Source organism: Halovivax limisalsi (genome assembly GCF_023093535.1).
In the GTDB taxonomy this organism is placed as follows: Archaea; Halobacteriota; Halobacteria; order Halobacteriales; family Natrialbaceae; genus Halovivax; species Halovivax limisalsi.
Map to the genome: position 1 here is coordinate 1,564,076 of NZ_CP095757.1, position 20,626 is coordinate 1,584,701.

20 protein-coding genes are annotated in these 20,626 nt (G+C 68.6%); 7 read left to right on the forward strand and 13 right to left on the reverse strand.

Translation table 11 applies throughout. The features are described from left to right. Positions 1–59: 59 nt before the first annotated feature. Together MXA07_RS07085 and artA are read right to left on the reverse strand one after the other, a co-directional pair. A complete protein-coding gene (locus tag MXA07_RS07085; RefSeq protein WP_247731345.1) occupies positions 60–905 on the reverse strand; it encodes a metallophosphoesterase in 846 nt (281 codons plus the stop codon). Positions 906–914: 9 nt separating this feature from the next. Next, complete coding sequence (artA, locus tag MXA07_RS07090) at positions 915–1,943, reverse strand: archaeosortase A (protein WP_425492200.1); 1,029 nt, start codon at positions 1,941–1,943, stop codon at positions 915–917. Between the two features lie 183 nt (positions 1,944–2,126). Between artA and MXA07_RS07095 the strand changes: the two genes are divergently transcribed. Further along, positions 2,127–2,801, forward strand: coding sequence for a GNAT family N-acetyltransferase (locus MXA07_RS07095; RefSeq protein WP_247731346.1), 675 nt, complete (start codon positions 2,127–2,129; stop codon positions 2,799–2,801). A gap of 53 nt (positions 2,802–2,854) precedes the next feature. Next, positions 2,855–3,478, forward strand: coding sequence for a GNAT family N-acetyltransferase (locus tag MXA07_RS07100; protein ID WP_247731347.1), 624 nt, complete (start codon positions 2,855–2,857; stop codon positions 3,476–3,478). Between the two features lie 110 nt (positions 3,479–3,588). Here MXA07_RS07100 and MXA07_RS07105 read toward each other — a convergent pair whose 3' ends face one another. From MXA07_RS07105 to MXA07_RS07120, 4 genes are all read right to left on the reverse strand, one after another. Then, positions 3,589–4,596, reverse strand: coding sequence for a TIGR04024 family LLM class F420-dependent oxidoreductase (locus MXA07_RS07105; RefSeq protein WP_247731348.1), 1,008 nt, complete (start codon positions 4,594–4,596; stop codon positions 3,589–3,591). A gap of 69 nt (positions 4,597–4,665) precedes the next feature. Further along, positions 4,666–5,247, reverse strand: coding sequence for a DUF7524 family protein (locus MXA07_RS07110; RefSeq protein WP_247731349.1), 582 nt, complete (start codon positions 5,245–5,247; stop codon positions 4,666–4,668). Between the two features lie 5 nt (positions 5,248–5,252). Further along, positions 5,253–5,444 carry a methytransferase partner Trm112 gene (locus MXA07_RS07115; protein ID WP_247731350.1) on the reverse strand — a complete coding sequence of 64 codons (192 nt, stop codon included), beginning with the start codon at positions 5,442–5,444 and terminating at the stop codon, positions 5,253–5,255. 120 nt (positions 5,445–5,564) lie between these two features. Next, complete coding sequence (locus MXA07_RS07120; protein WP_247731351.1) at positions 5,565–6,944, reverse strand: adenylosuccinate synthase; 1,380 nt, start codon at positions 6,942–6,944, stop codon at positions 5,565–5,567. A gap of 158 nt (positions 6,945–7,102) precedes the next feature. Here MXA07_RS07120 and MXA07_RS07125 point away from each other — a divergent pair, with 158 nt between their 5' ends. Continuing rightward, a complete protein-coding gene (locus tag MXA07_RS07125; protein WP_247731352.1) occupies positions 7,103–7,408 on the forward strand; it encodes a hypothetical protein in 306 nt (101 codons plus the stop codon). A 248-nt stretch (positions 7,409–7,656) separates the two neighbouring features. On the opposite strand, the gene MXA07_RS07130 is transcribed toward MXA07_RS07125, so the two are convergent. The 5 genes from MXA07_RS07130 to MXA07_RS07150 form a co-directional block, all read right to left on the reverse strand. After that, positions 7,657–10,257 carry a DUF7527 domain-containing protein gene (locus MXA07_RS07130; RefSeq protein ID WP_247731353.1) on the reverse strand — a complete coding sequence of 867 codons (2,601 nt, stop codon included), beginning with the start codon at positions 10,255–10,257 and terminating at the stop codon, positions 7,657–7,659. A gap of 221 nt (positions 10,258–10,478) precedes the next feature. Beyond that, complete coding sequence (locus MXA07_RS07135; RefSeq protein ID WP_247731354.1) at positions 10,479–10,757, reverse strand: UPF0058 family protein; 279 nt, start codon at positions 10,755–10,757, stop codon at positions 10,479–10,481. Positions 10,758–11,084: 327 nt separating this feature from the next. Further along, complete coding sequence (locus MXA07_RS07140; RefSeq protein WP_247731355.1) at positions 11,085–11,708, reverse strand: DUF998 domain-containing protein; 624 nt, start codon at positions 11,706–11,708, stop codon at positions 11,085–11,087. A 78-nt stretch (positions 11,709–11,786) separates the two neighbouring features. Further along, positions 11,787–13,043: an ABC transporter ATP-binding protein gene (locus MXA07_RS07145; RefSeq protein WP_247731356.1), complete on the reverse strand. Its 1,257-nt coding sequence runs from the start codon at positions 13,041–13,043 to the stop codon at positions 11,787–11,789. A 131-nt stretch (positions 13,044–13,174) separates the two neighbouring features. Further along, a complete protein-coding gene (locus MXA07_RS07150) occupies positions 13,175–13,642 on the reverse strand; it encodes a DUF5793 family protein (protein WP_247731357.1) in 468 nt (155 codons plus the stop codon). A gap of 288 nt (positions 13,643–13,930) precedes the next feature. On the opposite strand from MXA07_RS07150, the gene MXA07_RS07155 reads away from it, so the two are divergent. From MXA07_RS07155 to MXA07_RS07170, 4 genes are all read left to right on the forward strand, one after another. Continuing rightward, complete coding sequence (locus MXA07_RS07155; protein WP_247731358.1) at positions 13,931–15,838, forward strand: type II/IV secretion system ATPase subunit; 1,908 nt, start codon at positions 13,931–13,933, stop codon at positions 15,836–15,838. Positions 15,839–15,889: 51 nt separating this feature from the next. After that, a complete protein-coding gene (locus MXA07_RS07160) occupies positions 15,890–18,004 on the forward strand; it encodes a type II secretion system F family protein (RefSeq protein WP_247731359.1) in 2,115 nt (704 codons plus the stop codon). A gap of 120 nt (positions 18,005–18,124) precedes the next feature. Beyond that, a complete protein-coding gene (locus MXA07_RS07165; protein WP_247731360.1) occupies positions 18,125–18,370 on the forward strand; it encodes an AbrB/MazE/SpoVT family DNA-binding domain-containing protein in 246 nt (81 codons plus the stop codon). Then, positions 18,370–18,798: a type II toxin-antitoxin system VapC family toxin gene (locus MXA07_RS07170; protein ID WP_247731361.1), complete on the forward strand. Its 429-nt coding sequence runs from the start codon at positions 18,370–18,372 to the stop codon at positions 18,796–18,798. The genes MXA07_RS07165 and MXA07_RS07170 overlap by 1 nt, the downstream gene beginning before the upstream one ends. Positions 18,799–18,918: 120 nt before the next feature. Here MXA07_RS07170 and MXA07_RS07175 read toward each other — a convergent pair whose 3' ends face one another. Further along, a complete protein-coding gene (locus MXA07_RS07175; RefSeq protein ID WP_247731362.1) occupies positions 18,919–19,557 on the reverse strand; it encodes a cyclase family protein in 639 nt (212 codons plus the stop codon). Between the two features lie 93 nt (positions 19,558–19,650). Next, positions 19,651–20,625 carry a phosphotransferase family protein gene (locus MXA07_RS07180; RefSeq protein ID WP_247731363.1) on the reverse strand — a complete coding sequence of 325 codons (975 nt, stop codon included), beginning with the start codon at positions 20,623–20,625 and terminating at the stop codon, positions 19,651–19,653. Between the last annotated feature and the right edge of the window lies 1 nt (position 20,626).

The following is a 20,626-nucleotide window of genomic DNA, read 5'->3' on the forward strand; positions in this document are numbered from 1 at the left end:
TGTGCGGTCGGCCGGCAAAGACCTGTTGGGACCGGTCGGGATGGCCGGAACCGGCGCCGTCACAGGACGTGGCGGCACTTCCCCAGGCGCGGAAACCAGTGTGTCTCGCCGGCGTCGTCGTCTCGGACGATCGGGTAGAGCCCGTCGACGTCGGACAGCAACGGCGACTGGAAGTCCCGCGCCGGGCGATCGTTGATCTTCGTGCCTCGAGCTAGCTGCGAGAACGCGGGTAGGACGAGGACGCCCGGTTCGTCGGCCTCACCCGCGGCGTCCTCGTGCCCGGAACGACCCGGCGGTCCGTAGAGGAAGCACGGTCGTTTGCGCCCGTCGGTGGCCAGCGCCGGGTGGTCGTGCCCGAAGATGCGGGTGACCGGTTCGTCGCGATGGCTCGCCGGATCGTCGGTATCGGGAGTCGGTTCGTCCGTCTCGGACGTCGAATCGTCCCTCGGGGACGCCGCTTCGTTCGTCTCGGACGTCGAGTCGTCGATCGAATCCGGGTGCTCGTGGCCGTGACTGACGATCGTACGACCGTCGGCGAGTCGATAGGCGTCGGCCGTCTCGCCCGCGAAGACGTCTTCGAGCATCCGATCGTGGTTTCCTGGCGTGCAGACGAGCGTCGCGCCCGAGTCGTCGACCCGAGTTTCGATCCGTTCGACCGTCTCGCGGACGCCGCGGGGCACCCACGAGAACGAGTGCAGGAGGTCGCCCGCGACGACGACCGTTTCCGGCTCGAACCGATCGAGGAGCCGATCCAGGCGCGAGACGACGCGCTCGGCCGCGTCGATGGGGGCGTCGACGGCCGAAGCCTCGCCGCGGCCGAGGTGGATGTCCGCGAGGACGACCGTCTCGGCGGGGCGGACGTAGACCGCTCGCTCCGCGAATGAGAAGGGGGCGTCGGGGGCCATCACCGACCGTCAGTCGGCCGTCGGCTTCCCCGTTTCGCTCTCGGTGGCGGTGCCGAAGGCCTCGGCGAGGTCGTACTCGTCGCCGGTGAGGACGAACAGGACCTCCTCGAGCGGGTCGAACACCTCGGGGACGAACCGGATGACGACGAACGCGATGCCGACGAGCGCGACGACTGACGCCGGCTGGGCGATCACGTTGTGCGAGGCGAGAAACGACGCCCGCTCGGGGACCGACCCCATCCACTCGGTCGCCATGTAGACGAACGGGCCCTGCTGGAACCAGCCGTGGGGCGTCGCCAGGCCGATGAAGACGTTGCGCACCAGGTTGAGGAACCAGATGATGCTCACGGCGGCGGCGATGCCGGCCAGCTTCCGCCGCCAGGGCGCCGTCACCGACGCGATCAGGCCGGTGAAGATCGCCATGCTGCCCAGGCCGGTACACGAGAGGACGATGTAGGTCGTCCGCCCCGTCGCGGTCGCCTCGGGATCGAACGCGAGCCGACTCTCGTAGCCGTTGCTGCCGGTCTCGAGGCCCGGGCTCTCCGCGACGAGGTCCATCGCGACGTGGGTCTGGTAGGCCGTCGTCTCGATCAGCCACTCGCGGGCGACGGGGATCGTCTCGGCCGGCAGGTAGATGATACCCATCACCGCCACCGCGCGGACGAGAACGAACATCGAGTCCCGGCCGGAGAGGAGCAGGTAGGCCGCGTACAGACAGAGGGGTAACGCCGCCAGGGCCAGGAGCGTTTCGAGCGGGCTGTTCACCTCGCCCCAGAAGTAGGGGACCATCGCGAGCCAGTAGAGTCCGAAAAGCGCGCTTCCGGCGGCGGCGACGTACCTGGCCACCTCGATGCGGTCGCGCCAGTGGAGGCCGATGGCCGCGACGAACGTGGCGATCGAGAGCCAGGCGAGCAGGTCGTCGACGCCGAGGCCGAACGCCACCGACGACGAGAGGAGGCTCGCGAACGGGTTGGCCCCGACACCGCCCGTCGCGGCGTCGGCCGCGGCGAGCGAGATCGAACCGCCTGCGTCAGTCACCGTCACTGACCGATTCCACGGGCGGTCGGGATATCAACTTGACGCACTCGGGTCGGTCGGAAACACGCACCGGTCGGGTGTGCCCATCGCTGCCACAGCGCCGGACTCCGCGCCGTGCTTTCACCACGTTCGAAACCGACGTCGTTCGAAACCGGTATTGTCAGCACGATCGAACGACTCACTATGACCGAGCTGTTTCCCGAGCACCTCGAAACCGACCGGCTCCGGCTGGAACGCGTGGAACCGGGGTCGGTCGACGCGCTCGATCATTACGAGGCCTTCGCCGACGATCCCGATCCGGAGACCGTCTACGAGTACGTGCCGGTCGACGAACCCGATACGCCGGCCGATTCGAAGGCGTTCGTCGCCACCGCGGGCAGGAGTGCCGCGGAGGCCGACGCTGTGACCTACTTGATACGACCGCGATCGGGCGAACCGGGGGCTGGCGAGATCGCTGGATCGACGATCCTGTACGTCGACTGGGAGACGCGCCTGGCCCAACCGGCCATTCTCCTTCGGAAACCCTTCTGGGGGCGGGGATATTCCGGTGAGCGCGCCGGTGCGCTACTCGAACTCGCGTTCGAGCGACTCGATCTCGAGTGCGTCGCGGTCGGCTGTGCCGCTGGCAACGAGCGCTCGAAGCGGGCCATCGAGAACTACGTCGACGCCTACGGCGGCGCGTACGAGGGGCGCTTTCGCGATATGACGGTCGTCGATGGGGAACCGTTCGACCTTCATCGCTACTCGATCACCCGGGCGGCGTATCGGTCCGCGACGGACGAACGAAGTGGGACGAACGAACGGGAAACGGACGCGCTGGCCGGGACGAACGAACGGGAAACGGACGAGCGCGCGTAAGCGAAACCCTTACGTCGTGGATTTCGTACACCTGAGGCGAGCGTGATCTCGCGATGACCGATCTCTTTCCCGAGACGATCCGAACCGAGCGACTCCGACTCGAGCTTCTGCATCCCGAGACGGTGGACCTCCTCGAACTCTACGAGGCGGCCGGCACCCGCCCGGACGTCGAGGAGGTGACGCGCTATCTCACCTGGGACGCACACCAGACGCCGAAGGACACCCTCGAGTTCGTCGAGTTCGCCGGCGAGCAGTACGACGAGGGCGACGGGGCGACGTACGTCGTCCGCCCGCGCGAGGGGGAGGACGGGGCGGGAACGCTCGCCGGTGCGGCCGGCTGTTCCGTCGAGTGGGACCGCCGGACGATGGTCCTGGGCACCTGGCTCTCGAAGCCGTTCTGGGGCCGCGGCTACTCCGGCGAGCGCGCCGCAGCGATGCTGGAACTGGCGTTCGACCGCCTCGACCTCGAACTGGTCGCCGTCACGGCCCACGTCGACAACGAGAAGTCCAATCGGGCGATCGAGAAGTACGTCGAGGCCCACGGCGGGCGCCGCGAGGGGACGCTTCGCAACTGGCACACCTTCGACGGCGAGCCCGCGGCGGTCAATCGCTACAGCGTCTCGAAGGACGAGTGGGACGCGAACCGATCCGACGGCGAGGTCGCCTTCGATGACTGACGAATCCGGCGGTGGCGAGTCCCTCCGCGTCGGGGACCCGCCTGCTCGTCGAATGCCCGTCTACGATCGCGTCGGATCGTCGAACAGCTGTCGGTGATCGTGTCGAGTCGTCAGTCGATGAACTCGGCGACGGCTTCCGTCGTCCGCTCTCTGTCTTCCTCGTCCATTCCGTTCGCGAACGTGACCTGAACGGCGTCGACGCCGTCGAGCGCCGCGTAGTCGGCCACCCACTCGCGGACGTCCGCGGGCGTCCCCGCGGCGGCGAGTTCGTCGAGCAGGTCGTCGGGGAGCGCCGCGGCCATCGCGTCCGTATCGCGATCCGCCCACGCGTCTCTGATCGCCTCGACGACGTCCTGATACCCCTGCTCGGCCACCGAATCGCCGTAGTACGGGCCGTACGCACCGAGCATGAACGCGACGTCGGAGCGGGCGATCGAGCGGGCCCGGTCGGCGTCCGGGTCCGCGACGCAGACGACGGTCGGGGCGACGCGGACGTCCGCGATCGATCGGTCGCCGAGTTCGACGCCGCGGCGAAGGTCCTCGAGCCGATCGGCCAGGCCGTCCGCCGTGAGGAGCTGGGGGAGCCAGCCGTCCGCGAATCGGCCGGCCAGCTCCGTGGCCGTGGGGCCGAGCGCGGCGACGTCGATCGGCGGGCACTCGGCGGGCGGGTCGCGGTCGTACGAGAGGCCGTCGATGTCGAACACGGCACCGCGGTAGGCCGAGGTCCCCGTTTCCGCGATGGTGCGGACGACGTCGATCGTCTCGCGCAGCCGCCGCAGGGGCCGGTCGTAGGTCTCGCCGTGCCAGCGCTCGGTGATCGCCGGCGAACTCGCGCCGAGTCCGAGCCGGAATCGCCCGTCCGACAGGTCCGAAAGTGCGAACGCCGTCTGTGCGAGCATCGCCGGCGAACGCCCGTACGGCGAGAGCACGGCCGTTCCGAGCTCGATCTCGCTCGTCCGGTCCGCGGCGATCGAGAGCGCGGGGACGACGTTCCAGCCCGTCGTCTCCCCGATCGAAAAGCGCTCGAAGCCGAGCGACTCGGCCCGTGCGGCGTGCGCTCCGATTTCCTCGATCCGATCGTACGCTGCCCCGTCGACGAATACCTCGAGGTCGGCCATCGTCTCGATCCGGGACGGCGACTCACATTAATGGTGGTGGGCGATCCGCCGTCGCCGGGCGCAGCGCCCTCAGGCGTCGCCGCTCGCGAGGAGGTAGCCCGCGACCAGAACGCCGGCGAGGACGGTGAGTCCCCCGAGGATCGCGGCCGGCCCGTCGACGATCGAGAGCGCGCCGATCCCGACCACCAGCGCGAGGACGACGAGCCCGGCGAGGGCGAGCGCGTCCGTCGGGACCGACCGCCGTTCGGCGCCGTCGTCGGCCGACTCGCCCCGGTCCGGCGGCGACGCGAGGCGCTCGTCGACGTCGACCCGATCGTCCGGATCGACGCCGCCCGTCAGCGTCAGGTCGATGGCCGCCGTGTTCGCGCCGAAGCGCGTCGACAGCTCCACCGCGCCGGATCGGTCGCTCTCGTGCGCGCCGACGCGGACCGGAATCGTGATCGACTCGCCGGATTCGACGTAGGGGTTCGTCTCCGCGACCGAGACGACGTCCGCGAGCTCGTCGTCGGCGCGGACGTGGAGGTGGACGGGTTCGCCGTGATTGGTGACGTGGAGGTCGAACGAGCGATCGGTCTCGATCGAGGGCGGCGTACTGTCGATGGCCCCTTCGTCGTAGCGATCGACGTGGACCGCGATCGTCTGGGGAGACACGGGAATCAGGCCGGCGTCCCGTCGCGCATGTCCGGCGGGAGCAGGTTCGGGATGCCGTCCTCGATCGGGTAGCGTTCGCCACACTCCGTACAGACGAGCGTCCCGGATTCGATCTCCGAGTCACCCTCGGCGTCTTCGAGGTCAAGATCGTGCTTGTCGAGCGGACAGCAGAGAATGTCGAGAAGCGACTCCTTCATACACGTCAGGCCGCGCGCATAGGTCAAAAGGTTTCGGGAAGCCGCGTCGCCGGTCGCAGGTGTCCGCCGGGGTTTCCGACCGCGTCGTCGGCCGCCGGTGGACCCTGGAGTCCACTTCCCTCAGTCAAACGGATCTTCGAGGACGATCGTCTCCTCGCGACCCGGGCCGACGCCGACGGCGTAGAGGTCGACGTCGAGTTCCTCGCTGACGTACGTCAGGTACGTCCGCGCCGCCTCCGGGAGGCCCTCCCAGCCGGCGTCGACGACGTCGGCCCAGTCGACGTCCGGCCAGCCGTCGAACGTCCGCAGGTTCGCTTCGCAGCGCGCCCACTGTTCGGTCGTCGGCGGCATTGTATCGAGCTCCCGGGTCTCGCCGTCGCGGGTCGTCATCGTGTAGGAATGGCCGACCGTTACCTCGTCGAGGCCGGCGAGCGTGTCGACGTGGTTGACGACGATACCGGTGAAGCCGCTCGTCCGCGCGGCGTGACGGAGCATCGGCATATCGAGCCAGCCGACGCGTCGCGGCCGACCGGTGACGGTGCCGTACTCGCCGCCCTCGTCGCGGATGTAGGCCGCGAGCGACTCCGCCTCGTCGTCCGCGTCGGCCGGGCCGTCGTAGCCCGGCGTCTGTCCCTCGACGCCGCCGAGTTCGGTCGGGAGCGGCCCCGTGCCGACCCGCGAGAGGTAGGCCTTCACGATCCCGATCACGTCGCCGTCGCCGACGACGGCGGGCGCGACGCCGGCGCCGACCGCGACCCCGCCCGCGCTCGGGTTCGACGAGGTGACGTAGGGGTAGACGCCGTAGTCGATGTCCAGCGCCGTCCCCTGGGCCCCTTCGAAGACGACGTCGTCGCCGTCGTCGAGGCGCCGGTTCAGGTAGTCACTGCAGTTGACCGTCATCTCCTCGTCGGCGAGCCGCTCGCCGTACTCGCGGTAGGTCTCGAAGAGTGCGTCGACGTCGAACGCCTCGTCGGGGTCGACGCCGTAGACCTCGCTGGCCAGCGCCCGCTTTTGCGGAACGACGTACTCCAGGCGCTCGCGCAGCACCTCGGGATCGAGGAGGTCGCCGACCCGCACGCCGCGGCGGCCGGCCTTGTCCTCGTACGTCGGGCCGATGCCGCGCTTGGTGGTTCCCGCGGCGAGATCGTCCTTCGCTTCCTCCTCGATGCCGTCCAGCACGCGGTGGTACGGCAGGATCACGTGGGCGCGTTCGGCAACGCGAACGTCGGGATCGAGGCCGCGCTCGCGGAGGGCGTCGATCTCCTCGAACAGCGTCTCGGGGTTGACCACGCAGCCGTTGCCGAGGACGCCGACCGTCCCGCGGACGGCGCCGGAGGGAACGAGCGAGAGCTTGTACGTCTCCTCGCCGAGAACGACGGTGTGGCCCGCGTTATCCCCGCCCTGGTATCGCACGACGACGTCCGCCCCGTCGCCGTAGATGTCGACGACGCCGCCCTTCCCTTCGTCGCCGAGTTGCGACCCGACGATAGTAACGGTCATGACAGGATCGGCTTCTGTCCCGGTCGATAAACCGATTACGATCCCTCGCCTCCCTCCCAGAGGGGAAGTGTTAACCCCTCGCACGTCGAACCGCAACGTGTGACCCGTGCCCGCCGAGGGCAACCTTTAAAAGGGGCAACGACAAGTTAACAAATGCCATGATAGACCGACTTGAGAAGGAGGTGGACATGTTGGAGCGTCATCTCCAGGTCCTGAAGATGGTCCTCGAGAACGAACCGATCGGCATCGTGAAGATGTCGAACGAGACCGGCTACCCGCACCACAAGGTTCGCTACTCGCTTCGCGTCCTCGAGGAAGAGAACCTCATCGAACCGTCCAGCCAGGGAGCGATCAAGACCGAGGAGACGGAGAACTTCGTCGAGGACCTGGACGGGAAAATCGAGACCATCTCCGAGAAGCTCGAGGGGATGAAGATCGAAAACGCCGCCGAAGCCGAGTCCTGACCGGCGCCGCCCGGTGGTCCGCCACCGGCTCGCGATCCCGCTCGCGGTTCCTGTCCGTGTCGGCCGGCTACGTTTTCGACGCCGTCTCGCGACAGCCCGTCGTGTCGCCGACTCCGCAGTAGCCCGCTCACGTGCGTGTCATCGCGATGCGACCGCGAGCGGCGGGCTCGTCTCGAAACTGTGACCCGCCCACACGGTAGCGTCGCGGCCTGATCGCCGTCCGAGCGACCGTACGGCGTCGAGCGCTCCTACAGCTCGGGGACGGTGACGTGGAAGCCGCCGCTTCTCGACTCGACCAGACAGAAGTGATAGCCCTGCTTGCGCGAGAGGCTCACGTGGCTGCGCTTCGAACTGCGGTTGAGCAGGCCGCTGCTGGTCGCCTCCTCGGCGAATTCGAGCGCGCCTGGTTCGAAGAAGCTCGACGTGACCGCGACCGCGCCGCCGAGGGCCGGGTAGTTCGCACAGACGGCCGAGGCCTCGGCCTCGAGCGACTCGAGCATCGATCGATCGGCCGGGTCGCGCGAGTCGTTGCAGTTGGCCACGACGAGGGGCGTCCCTCGCTTGTCGAACGCGGCCAGGTCGAAGGTGACGCGATCGGGGACGTTCTCGGTGTCGTCGTCCTCGAGGGAGATGGTCGCGTCGAGTTCGACGCGGTCGATCCGCGGGATCGCGTCGTACAGGTCGGCGAGCCCGGCTGCGTTGCCGGTCTCCCTGATCTCGAACAGGGCCGTCTCGACGAGCCAGCGGACGAATCGATACTGGACCGTCCCCTCGAGGAACTCGTCGTAGGACGCGTCCCCGACGGTCGCCCGGCTCGCGTCGAAGCCCGTGTGGCGCTCGAGCTGGAGGTTCTCGACGACGTCGCTCCGGCTCCCGTCGCCGTCGTGGGCCGCCTCGAGGGTCGGCTGACTCTTCGAGGCGTACCGAACGAAGACGTTCGTCCCGGCGAGGGCCTCGGCCGGTGTGAGCGTCGCCGAACCGGTCGCCGCGGGCGAACCCGTCTCCGGGGAGCCGTCGACGCCGGCCGACCCCGCCCGGGATCCGTGACCGCCGGCCGACGCCCGCTGGGAATCGCGTTCAGCTTCGAGGGACCGGAGCTGCGATTCCAGGTCGGCGATGCGTTCTCTGAGTTCCTCGTTCTCGCCGGCCAACCGGTCGCGCTCGGCCTCGAGTTCGTCCTTCTCGGCCTCGATCTCGGTGACGCGCTGGGTCAGGCGGTCGATCTTGTCCTCGCGTTCGAGCATGTCCGACCGCAGCGCGCGGTCAGTCGAGGCGACCGTATCGGTGGCGGAACCGTCGGCGACCGAGCCGGTGTCGGCTCCCTCGGCGGGTTCGGGAGACTGGCCGTCCGCCGGCCGGGCGGGTTCGGTCGTCTGCGATCGCTCCGACGGCGCCCGTCGCTCGCGTCCGGCGCTCGGATCCGGCCGGGAGTTCTCCGGATCGATCGACGGAATCTGACGCGTCTCCCGCCAGCGCGCTTCCTCTTTGAATCGCTCGTCGTGTTCTCCCTCGCTCGCGTCCGCCTCGGGTTCGGCCCCCGTTCGAGGCCCGGCCGCTCGATCGGCGCCGGGGTCCGCATGCCCCGTCGGATCGTCCGCATCCGGGCGGTCGTCGGGTTCCGCCCGACCGTCGGCGTCCGCTCGATCGCCCGCTCCGGGGGCCGGTCGGTTCGCGGGTGAGGCGTCCCGTCCGGTCCCGGTCGCCTCGGATGCACCGGCCGCGGCGTCCCCGTCGCCCTCGTCCGGCCCGATATCGGTCTCGTCGAACGACTCCGACCGGCCGGCCGCCGTCGCCGCGTCGTCCGCGACCGGTTCGGACCCAGTTGCGCTATCCTCGCTGGATTCGCCGCCCGGTGACTGGTCCGACGCGTCCGCCGGTTCAGTCGCGCCGGTTCGCGAGGCCGCGTCCGTCGTCACGCCGTCGGACGCGTCGGAGGTGGGCTCGGCCGCGACGACGGAGTCCGAACCCGAATCCGCCGTCGGATCGGGTGTGGTACCCTCCGGGTCTTCCGCCGCGGCGCTTCCGGGATCGGGCGCCGACTCGGCGAGGGGATCGACCGGTTCCCCGCCCGTTGCCTGGGACTGGTCCGTCCCGGTCGGATCCGCGGCGTCGTCCGCGCTCGGATCGCTCGACGCGCTCGCGGCGTCCCCCCGCGCGTCGACCGTCGCGTCCGTTTCCGCACCGCTCGCGGGTGCACCGTTCCCACCGTCAGACGCTCCCGCCGAGGCGTCGTTCGTCGCGGTCGAGTCGGTGGCGGTCGCCGGGCCGGACCGGCTACCGTCGGCGTCGGACGTCGGGGCGGCTGCGGAATCCCGGTGTCCGGGAACGTCGGTGACCTCGACGTCGACGTCGACGACCTCGTAGAGGCCGACCTCGTCGTCGGCGCGCTCGAAGGCCTCCTCGCCGGTGACGAGGCGTTCGGCGTTGCCGATGTAGGCCGCGGACATGCGCTTGCCGCCGTAGTAGACGGCGTAGTAGTCCCCGGAGAGGACCTGTTCGCTCAACTCGACGTAGCCGGTGAACGATCCCTGTTGCAGCGTGCGGTCGACCTCGGCCAGCGAGGTCTCGTTAGTGTAGTACGTCCCGCGGCTCTCACCGCCGGTTTCGAGCATCGCGAGCAGGAGGGGAAGGACGTCCTCGGGGGCCTCGTAGATCGTCCCGCTCGTTCCGTGAACGTCCGTGATCCGGCCGTCGACGACGCCGACGACCCGGCCGTTCAGGACGAACAGCCAGGTGCCGGCGGCCGTCACGGCGCCGGAGAAATCGGCGTCGGCGAGCGCGGGCAGTTCGTCCCCGTCGAACGGGCGCGACTCCCAGCGCTCGACGCGCGCTTGCGTACGTGAGTCCATACGCCAACAAGCGGCAAGCAAAGTATAACCGTTTCGCCTACAAATCGACAGCGCTAATTGTTCGTTCACCCGACCGATTCGCCGGCGACGGCTTCGTTCGCACACTCCGACGCCCGAATCGCGGGCGACGACGCGGCACCGACGACACTCGGTGGCTCGGACGGCCCGCGAGTTTCCTTCGGCGACTCGCTTGGAGTCCGTCCCCCGGGTCCCGATCGGCTCTAGATCTTCGATTCCGCGTCGTCGGCCAGTTCCTGCATGCGCTTGCCGATCCGGCCCGCGCTCGAGAACTCGTCGCTGCTGATGGCGTTCGCGAGGGCGTTTCCGAGCACGAAGACGGCGTGTTTGTGTTCGCTCTTTGACTTGTGTGCGTCGCCGGGATCCACGTCGAGCTGGCGGTACGCGTCGAAGAGCCCGTCCTCGACGTCCTCCCGGTCGTCGAAGTACTCCATGATGATGACCAGTTCGGCGTGGAGCTCCAGCAGCTCGTCCTTATGCATGATCGCCTGTAGGTGCGTACCCCTGTTAAGGGTTTTGCGGATCGGTTCCGTTCCCGCCGCACGCGGCGGTATGCGGGCCGTTGGCGTACGACAGTAGCGGTCGGTTACGTCGGACAGATTGCGCTCGGCGTCACCGACGAAGGAGCCCCGGAGCGTCGTTCGATGGTCCGCTGGTTCGGTGGCCGTCTTCGTCTCGGTACCGTGTTCGCCGTCGACCCGCGTCTCGACCGGCCCGTCGACTCGTTCTGGAGACGGTCGGCGACCGCGAGACCGACTGCCCGGTGGCAGCCAGCTTGCTGGCCCGGGCCGAGTCAGACGACCGGGTGCTCACTCTCCGGTCGGTCCACTGCGGCGACTCCGGTCGACGAGCAACGCGAGCCACGCGGCCAGGCTGACCGTCGCGACGAGTTCGGGGACGCTGAACCAGTCCCGAGCACCGCGGACGGCGCCGGCGAGCCACAGGAGCCAGGAGGCGACCGGGATCGCCCCCGCAAGAATCGAGCCCGCGGCGAGTCGTCGCTGGTCGGCCTCCCAGGCGCCGACGCCGAAGCCGATCGCCGCGACCGGCGCCAGCGTGAACGTCGCGATGGCAGCCGGCGCGTGGAGGTCGATCGGCAGGTAGACGCGCGAGTGATCGAGGAAGAAGACGCCGGCGCCCGCGAGCCCCGCGAGCGACCCGGCGAGTGCGATCGCGCCGAGGCGCTGGAGGCGATTTTGCGACAGGTCTTGGACGCGCGGAACGAAGCCGATGCCGAGTACGCCCGCGCCGGCGAGCCCGCCGTTGAACAGGGCGAACGTGCGGGCGTCGGCTCGGCCCATGTCCGAGAGCGCCCGGTGGCGCCAGGCGAACGTCGACGGCTCGGCCAGCCAGCTCGAGACCAGGATGACGCCGATCACGAGGGCCGCGGCGATCGCACCGCACGCGGTCTGCAGCCGCCAGTACGAACCCATGTCCTCCGTTCCACCGGCGATCCCCAAGAACGGGCCCGGTCTCTCTCAGGCCGCGTGTCACCCGGCGGCCGCCCGGTTTCAGTCATCGGTCGGCTCGACCGGGCCGGCCTCGCCCGGCACGCCCGCGGACTCGGCCGGCTCGTCTCGGGCGGCCTCGATCGCGCTGCCGGGCGCCGCCCGGTCCGACTCGGTCGTCGCTTCCGGCGCCTCGTCTCGCTGACTCGCGGGGAACCAGGCGAGTTCGTGGTCGGCCGTCACGCGGACGGCGACGCGCTCGCCCAATTCGATCCGATCCGAGTGGTTGTGCATGCACTCGACGGTCTCGCCGTCGTCGAGCGCGACGCGATAGAGGATCGTCGGGCCGAGATACCGGCGGTAGACGACTTCCCCGTCGGTCTCCACCTCGCTCGCGGGGTAAGCCGTGACGTCGTCGGGGCGGACGAGGAGGTCGATCTCCGTGCGGTCGTAGGTCTCGACGAGGCCGCTGACGGCGTCGCGCCGAACGGGGCCGAGCGCGGTCTCGACGTGATCGCCCTGGACCGTCCCCGAGAGGAAGCTCGCGTGGCCGAGGAAGCCGGCGACGAAGCGAGATTTCGGGTGCTGAAAGACCTGCTCGGGGACGCCGACCTGTTCGAGCGTCCCGTCGGCCATGACCGCGACGCGATCGGAGATCGACAGCGCCTCCTCCTGGTCGTGGGTGACGGAGACGGCGGTGACGCCGGCGGACTTGATGATCCGGCGGACCTCCTCGCGCATCTCAACCCGGAGGTCGACGTCGAGGTTCGAGAAGGGTTCGTCGAGCAAGAGGATCGCCGGTTCGGGGGCGAGCGACCGCGCGAGCGCCACCCGCTGTTGCTGCCCGCCCGAGAGTTCGTCGGGGTAGGCCCCCGCCTGCTCCGGGAGGCCGACCAGATCGAGCAGTTCGTCCACGCGCGACTCGCGCGCGTCGCGATCCCAGTCGTCGATGCCGAACGCGACGTTCTCGCGCACGGTCAGGTGCGGAAAGAGCGCGAACTCCTGGAAGACGACGCCGACGTTGCGATCCTCGGGGGCGACGAAGGCCTCGTCGCCGGCCACCGTCTCGTCGTACAGTCGAACGCGACCGGCGTCGGGCGTTTCGAGCCCGGCGATCAGCCGGAGGGTCGTCGTCTTGCCGCAGCCTGACGGCCCTAGCAGCGTCAGAATTTCGCCGTCGTAGACCTGCAGCGAACAGCGCTCGATGACGCGTTCGGCGCCGTAGGAGGCAGCGACGTCATCGAGTTCGAGCGCGACGTCGGACTCGTCCGACGCGCCGGTCGACTCCGCCCGCCGCTCGAGTGTGTGTTGGCTGGACATGGCCGGGACCCGCGATCGATTCGTAGTTGTTTAGGCGCCCCTAAAATACTTATACCTGCTGGTTCGGCCCCGCGCCCCGAAGCCCTCGCCCACGACCCGTTCGGCGTCAGCACTCGGTCGGGACCGTCCGTTCAGAGTTCGACGCCGCCGGGGATCAGACTCTGCTTTCGGAGCAGGCTCCCCTCGTCGTCGTAGACGAGGAAGGTGCGCTTTTCGTAGGTGACGAACGGCTCGCCGTCGATACTGAGCGTCACCTCGTAGCGCCCGCTCTCGTCGCCGGCGGCTTCGCCGTAGCGGCGGGCGGCGGTGATAAAGCGGATGACGTCGTCGGCGTCAACGTTTAACTCGAGGACGAAGTCGCCGGTGATCCGCTCGGTGACGCTGACCACGCCGGGGCCGTCGTCGGCCTCCTCCTGCAGCCGGAGCGCGACGTCCGTTTCGTCCGCGGCGAGCAGTTCGCCGTCGGGGCCGGTGAGGCGCGATTCGAGATCCGATCCGGAGCCTTCGAAGTCGATCGTTACCGACGGTTTTCGCGGCTCGCCGTCGGTTCCTACCCAGTCGACGTTCTCGACGTCGAGCGTGAAGTGTTCGCGCCTCATTCGGTACTTCCATGTTAGGGGTCCGACCGTATGAACGTAACGCCCAGTCCCTGAATCGAACTGCCGGTTCGCCTGACTGTCCGCCGATCCGATACCGCGATCGTGCGGACCGCTCTCTCCGCTCCCGTGACCGCCGACTCTAGCCGTGGGCTCGGTCGCGACGTCCGATTCGGACCGCTGCCACCTGGGCGGCGTGTGGCGACAGCGCCGGTGATAGCGTCGCCGTTCCCGCGGCCATCCGATTTAAGACGCCGCGTTCCGGATACTTGGTGAGCGACTCCGCCAGCGATGGACAACCAGGACCCCCCAGACGACGGCGATCCCCTCGACGCCGCCGCGACCGCGTCGACGCCGTCCGACGTCGACCGGACCGGCGCGACTGACGGTCGACTCGACCGGCTCAAGCGCCGCATCGGCTACGCGCTCGACGTCCTCCGAGGCTCGCGTCTCGACGTCGAGCGCTACGATCCGACGAGACACGAACCGCTGGTTTCCTACGCGGTCCCCGAGGGGCTTCGAGAGGTCGACCGCTACTGGGTGAACGCCCCGTTCGCGTTCGTTTCGATCTGCTACGACCCTGACGACAACGCCCACCGGTACACCGTCGTCGAACCGTCACTCACGGAGGAAGAAGCCGCCCTGCTCGAAATGGTCCTCGAGGACGTTCGGGATCCGCTGCTCTATCGAGACGACGATCACCCCGACGTCGAGACGCGACTGTGGGATGCGGTGGTGGACCTCCTCGAGCGCTACGGCGTCGATATCGGCGTCGAAACCTTCTACCGATTGTACTACTACGTCCACCGGGATTTCCAGGGGTACAGCCGGCTCGACCCGATCATGAAGGACCCGCACGTCGAGGACATCTCGTGCGACGGCTACGACCTGCCGATCTTCGTCTACCACGACGAGTACACCGACGTCGCGACGACCGTCTCGTTCGAGCAGGCCTCGCTCGACCAGTTCGTCGTCCGGCTTGCCCAGCGCTCCGGCCGACACATCTCGATCGGCGATCCGATGGTCGAGACGACGCTGCCCGACGGCTCCCGGGCCGAACTCGCGCTGGGTCAGGAGGTGACGCCGCGCGGATCCGCCTTCACAATCCGAAAGTACGCCGACGAGCCGTTCACGCCCGTCGACCTGATCGAGTACGGGACGTTCAACGTCACGCAGCTCGCGTACCTCTGGCTGGCCATCGAGCACAACAAGAGCCTGATCTTCGCCGGCGGGACGGCCTCCGGAAAGACGACGAGCATGAACGCCGTCTCGATGTTCATCCCGCCCAGGTCGAAGATCCTCACCATCGAGGACACGCGCGAACTCACGCTCTATCACGACAACTGGCTCTCCTCGATCACCAGGGAGCGCATCCACGAGGGCACCGACGTCACGATGTACGACCTGCTGCGCTCGGCGCTGCGCCACCGCCCGGAGTACATCGCCGTCGGCGAGGTCCGCGGCGAGGAGGCCATCACGCTCTTCCAGGCGATGAACACCGGCCACACGACGTACTCGACGATGCACGCGGACTCCGTCCAGACGGTCATCAACCGGCTGGAGAACGAGCCGATCAACGTGCCGCGGGCGATGGTCCAGAGCCTGGACATCCTCTCGATCCAGAAACTCACGCGCCTCGAAGACGGCGAGCGCGTCCGCCGGAACGCGGTTCTGGCGGAGATCGAGGGGATCGACCAGCGAACCGGCGAACTCGACTACTCGACGGCGTTCACGTGGGACGGCGACTCGGACACGTTCGAGGAGTCGGGCAGCACCCTCCTCGGCGAGATCCGCGAGAACCGCGGCTGGAGCGAGCGGGAGTTGCGCGTCGAGCGCAAGAACCGCGAGGCGTTCCTGGCGTACGTTCACGAGCAGGACATCTCCGATTATCGCCGGTTCACGGCGCTCGTCAACGAGTACTACGCCGACAAGCCCACCGTCCTCGAACGCATCGGCCGCGGCGATGCGATCGAGGATTCGCCCGCCGGCCGCACCGAGTCGGGCGACGGCGGTCCCGACGACGGCGGCGACACGGCCGATCCGAACGGCGGCCCGACGACAGCGCCGACTGGCGACGGGTCGACGGAGCCGGCCGGCGACGGACCGACGGACCCGGCCGGGGACGACGGGGCGACGGCGCTCGCCAGCGAGTCTGCGGGCTCGCCACCGACGCAGAGACGGGCCGGTGAGAACTCGTGAAACCGACCCCCGAAACCGGCTCGAACGCCGGTTTCGTGGCGAGGTGATCCCGTGAGTAGCGTGAATTTCCTGCCGCTCGTGGTCGCGCTGTCACTGCTGATTCCGCTCGCAGCGGCGCGCGTCCACGAACCGACGGATCGCGTCGTCACCCGACTGGCCATCTACGCCTTCGGCGATTACGTCGACGAGTTCCGCGACGAGCACCCGAACCGACGTCACGCCTTACGGGCGGCCCACGTCACCGATACGTATCGCGAACACGGAGCCCGGACGCTCGCCGTCGCGTCGGTCGCCGCGGTCGTCGGGAGCGTCGCCGGCATCTACGCCATCTGGGGCGTGCTCACCGTCCTCTCGATCGAACCGGACGTGCTGCGCGAGTCGCTCCCATCGATGCTCGCGTTTCTGGCGGATCTCGGCGGCGTCCCCACGCTGTCGCCGTCGGAGCTCTTCGTCCTCTTTCTGGCGTCGGCGACGACACTCGGCGTCGTCGCGGGTGTCGGCACCTACTGGTTTCGGTGGTGGTACCCGTCGTACCTCGCCGGCCGCCGGGCCCGGGCGATCGAGGCGACGCTCCCTTCGACGGTCGCCTTCTGCTACGCGCTCTCCCGGAGCGGGATGGAGTTCCCGACGGTGTTGCGGATCGTCGCTCGCAACGGCGACACCTACGGCGCGGCCGCGGCGGAGTTCGACGTCGCGGTCAGGAACATGGACACCTTCGGCACCGACGTCACCGAGGCGTTGCAAACGATGGGCCGCCGGACCTCGAGTACACAGTTCAAGGAGTTCACCGAGAACCTGGTCAGCGTGCTCCAGAGCGGCCACAGCCTCTCGTCGTTTCTCGAACGCCAGTACCACGACTATCGCGAGGAGGCCGAGTCCCAGCAGGAGAGCATCCTCAATATCCTGGCGACGCTGGCGGAGGCCTACGTCACCGTCCTGGTGGCCGGCCCGCTGTTCCTGATCACGATCCTCGTCGTCCTGGGGATCTCGATGGGGAATACGATGGCGCCGCTCCGGGCGCTCATCTACGTCCTCCTGCCGCTCGGCAATCTCGCGTTCGTGGTCTACCTCAGCATGGTCACCGACTCGATCAATCCGGGGGACGTTTCGTCGGGGCCACCGGACGATCGAGGCGCCGAGTCCGCGACGCCCGCGCTTCCCGACGGCGGCGTCGAACGTGACCCGTCCGCGACCGCGGCGCCGGCGTCCCCGGTCGATCCGCGGGCCGGGCGGCCCGAGGCGAACCTGGCTCGCCTCCGATTCTATCGGCGGGTTCGACGCGTCAGGACTCTCCTGGGGCGCCCACTCCGGTCGATCGTGGACCGGCCGGTTCGGCTCCTCCTGGTGACGGTTCCGATCGCCCTCGCGGCCGTCGGGTCGCGCCTCCACCTCGCGCTCGAGTCCGGACCCGCGGCGATCGACGATATCGTGATCCTCGCGGGCCTGTTCGTCACGGGCACGTTCGCGATCGTCTACGAGATCCACCGCCGCCGGATCGACGCGATCGAGGCGGCCGTCCCCGACCTGCTCGATCGCCTCGCGAGTCTGAACGAGGCGGGCATGTCGATCGTCGCCGCCGTCAAGCGCGTCGGCGACTCCGACCTGGGCGCGCTCGACGCCGACATCGATCGCCTCAGGGGCGACGTCCGCTTCGGCGCCGACCTCGGGACGGCGTTTCGGCGATTCGAACGCCGCATCCGCACGCGGTCGGTTTCGCGGATGGTGACGCTGCTGACCGAGGCGATGAACGCGAGCGGCAACCTCACGACCGTGCTCCGGATCGCCTCGCGCCAGGCGGCCGCCGACCTCCGCCTCGAGCGCGAGCGCAAGCAGACGATGACCGAGTACATGGTCGTCGTCTACGTCTCGTTCCTCGTCTTCGTCTTCATCATCGCCGTGCTGACGGCGTACCTCCTGCCGAGCCTGCCGACCGACGCGGCCGCCGAAGCCGCCGCGAACGACGCGGCCGCCGACAGCCCGTTCGCGAACATGGGCGACGGCGCTCGCGAGACCTACGACATGCTCTTCTACCACGCGGCGGTGATCCAGGGGGCGACGTCCGGCTTCGTCGCGGGCCAGCTCGCGACGGGGGACGTCCGGGCGGGCGCGAAGCACGCCTCGATCATGACGCTCGTCGCGCTCCTGCTATTCACGCTGGTGTTATGATCGACGTCGTTCACTGCCTGCGACCGAACGTCCACCCGCCGATACTGGCAGTCTCACCACGCAGCTGCCATCGTACACATGTGGAGTAACATGTAAATGTGATCGGCGTCTATCACGACTATGGCGACGTCGGAATCTCCGGAGGAGACGGCCGTGAGTGAACGGGGAATGGTGACGATTCCGGCCGAGATCCGTCGCGATCTCGATATCGGGCCGGGTGATAAGCTCCGGTGGGACATCGATTCGTCCGGTGAGTTAACCGTCGAGGTTATTCGACAGCGAGAAGGGGTTTTCGATGACTTCGAACCGGCTGACGTCGGTGAAACGGACGCCGTTTCCGTCGAGGACGAATTCGGGGCGAATTGATGGCCGTCGCGATGCTCGATACGAACGTCCTGTTTGCCAGCGCTAGCGCGCGGGATGCGTACCACGACCGTGCCCGGGAACTCGTTCGTGGCATCGACTACGGCGAACTGCCGGATGCAATCGTGACGGACTACGTGGTCGCCGAAGCGCTGAACCTCGTGAGAGAGAAACTCGGTCCCGAGGTGGCGAACGGAGTACTCGAACGACTCATCGAGGGGACCCATTTCGAAGTCGTTCACACGCCACAGACGGATTTCATCCGCGCACAATCGCTATTCCGAGAGCATCCGCAACTCTCGTTCGTCGATGCGACGCTCGCCGCATACATGCACCGCGAGGACGTCCAGTACCTGTATTCCTTCGACGACGATTTCGATGTCGTCGACGAACTCGTCCGACTTGACACGGCGACCAATCCGCATCGTTGACGCCGTCGACTGCAGACCCGATACGACCGAACTCGGCATCGACGGGTCCCGCAACGCCATGTTCGATCGGCAGTACTGCTGTACGAGGCGAACGCCCGCAGTTGAAGCCGTGGAAGAATGTCAATCCACCCGTGCAAACGCCCGTACCGGCGACCCGTCCCCGCCCGAAATCGGGAGCGGGACGGCAAACAGTTCGAACCGGTCGAGCCCGGCGAGGTTCGTCAGGTTCTCGACGACGAACAGGTCGTCGCCGAGGAGCGCGTGGTGGGCGGGGTCCCCGGCGGGCTCGTCCGGCCGCGCTGCGTCTGTGGGGGTCGGATCGGGACTCAGCGTGTCCAACCCGATCGACCAGCCGGCCGTCCGGCAGCGCTCGGCCGCGTCCGGCGCCAGGTACGGGTGATCGAGGTAGCGGTCGGTTCCCCAGTAGGCGTCCCAGCCGGTTCGAATGACCAGCAGCTCTCCCTCGTCGTCGGTCGGGAGCGCGTCGGGACCGATCGGTTCGCGATCGTCGTAGCCGGAGCAATCGACCAGCCTGGCGTCGAAGACGAAGCGTTCGACGGGATAGTCGGAGAGGGTATTGCCCTCGGCTTCGGTGTGACTCGGCGCGTCGACGTGCGTCCCGCTGTGGGTTGCGCAGTGAAGCTCTGAGACGCGATAGCCGTCCGAATCCATCGTGGCCGCCGGCTCGATCTCGACCGGGGGATCGCCGGGATACGGCCGCACGCTGGCGTCGAGCGGCTGGGTGAGATCTCGGAACATACGCGTGAACGCTCCGGGCGTGGGCCGTTCGCGCGGGCGGGCCAAAGTGATTGCGCTCGTCGCGTGCCGACTACCCGTCGACGATCCGGTCCGCTAGTGGCTCTCGAGCATCGCCTCGAAAGCCGCCTCGTGCTCGGCGCTTCGCTCGGTCACCGCCGCGTCGGGCTCGCCGCGCATCTCGGTGTCGAGGTGGCGGGCCAGTCGGATCCTCGCGAGGAGTTCGTAGCACCGGCGCCGCGGCGTCCCGTCGGCGCCGTCCCCGTACGCGTCCCAGAACGCGCCGCGTAGAGAACGCCGGGCCTCCGGATCGAGTCGATAACCGTCCGCCAGCAGCGCACTCGCCATCACGGCGTCCCAGAGCGGGTCGAACGACGTCGGCCGCTCCCAGTCGAGCACCGCGGTCGTGATCCGGTCGGCCGCCGGATCGATACAGAGGTTCTCGAGCCGGTAGTCGCCGTGGACGAGCGTCGGTTCGACGCGCTCGGTGTCGATTCGGTCGATCAGGTCGGCGCCGAGCGCGTCGAGCGCGCTGACCCGATCGGCGAACGGCGTCTCCCGCAACTCGGCGAGCTGGCGATCGAGCGAACGCCGAAGGACCGTCCGCGGCGGCGCCGGATCGACGACGGAAAGTCCGTCTTCCGCCTCGTCCGCCATGCCGAGCGCGCCGAACCGCTCGAACCGGATGCGGTGAAGTTCGCGGAGGTGCGCGCCGGCTTCGCGACAGAGCCGATCGGCCGCTCGCGTCGGGAGCTCGCCGACCCACCGGTGGTCGGTGCCGGGCACGTACTCGTAGACGGTGAACGGGTAGCCGAGCGGCTCGGTGCCTGTTCCGTAGACTCGCGGGACGGGGAGGGTCGTCACGCGGCGGACGAGCGCCATCGTCTCCGGCTCCGCCGGAAACGCGTCGGGAAACCGCGTCCCGACCTTGAGAACGCGGTCCGTTTCGTCCGCGAGCCGGAGGCGGTAGGCGCGATTGGTCCCCGCCTCGATCGGGGCGATCGTGGCCACCTCGACGGGGCCGTCGGAGACGGCGGCGAGGGCGTCGCGAAGGGCGGACTGCGCGAACACG

Coding starts and splice junctions, on each gene's coding strand:
- MXA07_RS07165 (WP_247731360.1), top strand. CDS start 18,125: ATGGCGACGTCGGAATCTCCGGAGGAGACGGCCGTGAGTGAACGGGGA.
- MXA07_RS07170 (WP_247731361.1), top strand. CDS start 18,370: ATGGCCGTCGCGATGCTCGATACGAACGTCCTGTTTGCCAGCGCTAGC.
- MXA07_RS07135 (WP_247731354.1), bottom strand. CDS start 10,757: ATGCATAAGGACGAGCTGCTGGAGCTCCACGCCGAACTGGTCATCATC.
- MXA07_RS07085 (WP_247731345.1), bottom strand. CDS start 905: ATGGCCCCCGACGCCCCCTTCTCATTCGCGGAGCGAGCGGTCTACGTC.
- MXA07_RS07175 (WP_247731362.1), bottom strand. CDS start 19,557: ATGTTCCGAGATCTCACCCAGCCGCTCGACGCCAGCGTGCGGCCGTAT.
- MXA07_RS07100 (WP_247731347.1), top strand. CDS start 2,855: ATGACCGATCTCTTTCCCGAGACGATCCGAACCGAGCGACTCCGACTC.
- MXA07_RS07095 (WP_247731346.1), top strand. CDS start 2,127: ATGACCGAGCTGTTTCCCGAGCACCTCGAAACCGACCGGCTCCGGCTG.
- MXA07_RS07145 (WP_247731356.1), bottom strand. CDS start 13,043: ATGTCCAGCCAACACACACTCGAGCGGCGGGCGGAGTCGACCGGCGCG.
- MXA07_RS07125 (WP_247731352.1), top strand. CDS start 7,103: ATGATAGACCGACTTGAGAAGGAGGTGGACATGTTGGAGCGTCATCTC.
- MXA07_RS07155 (WP_247731358.1), top strand. CDS start 13,931: ATGGACAACCAGGACCCCCCAGACGACGGCGATCCCCTCGACGCCGCC.
- MXA07_RS07120 (WP_247731351.1), bottom strand. CDS start 6,944: ATGACCGTTACTATCGTCGGGTCGCAACTCGGCGACGAAGGGAAGGGC.
- MXA07_RS07150 (WP_247731357.1), bottom strand. CDS start 13,642: ATGAGGCGCGAACACTTCACGCTCGACGTCGAGAACGTCGACTGGGTA.
- MXA07_RS07115 (WP_247731350.1), bottom strand. CDS start 5,444: ATGAAGGAGTCGCTTCTCGACATTCTCTGCTGTCCGCTCGACAAGCAC.
- MXA07_RS07130 (WP_247731353.1), bottom strand. CDS start 10,257: ATGGACTCACGTACGCAAGCGCGCGTCGAGCGCTGGGAGTCGCGCCCG.
- MXA07_RS07140 (WP_247731355.1), bottom strand. CDS start 11,708: ATGGGTTCGTACTGGCGGCTGCAGACCGCGTGCGGTGCGATCGCCGCG.
- MXA07_RS07105 (WP_247731348.1), bottom strand. CDS start 4,596: ATGGCCGACCTCGAGGTATTCGTCGACGGGGCAGCGTACGATCGGATC.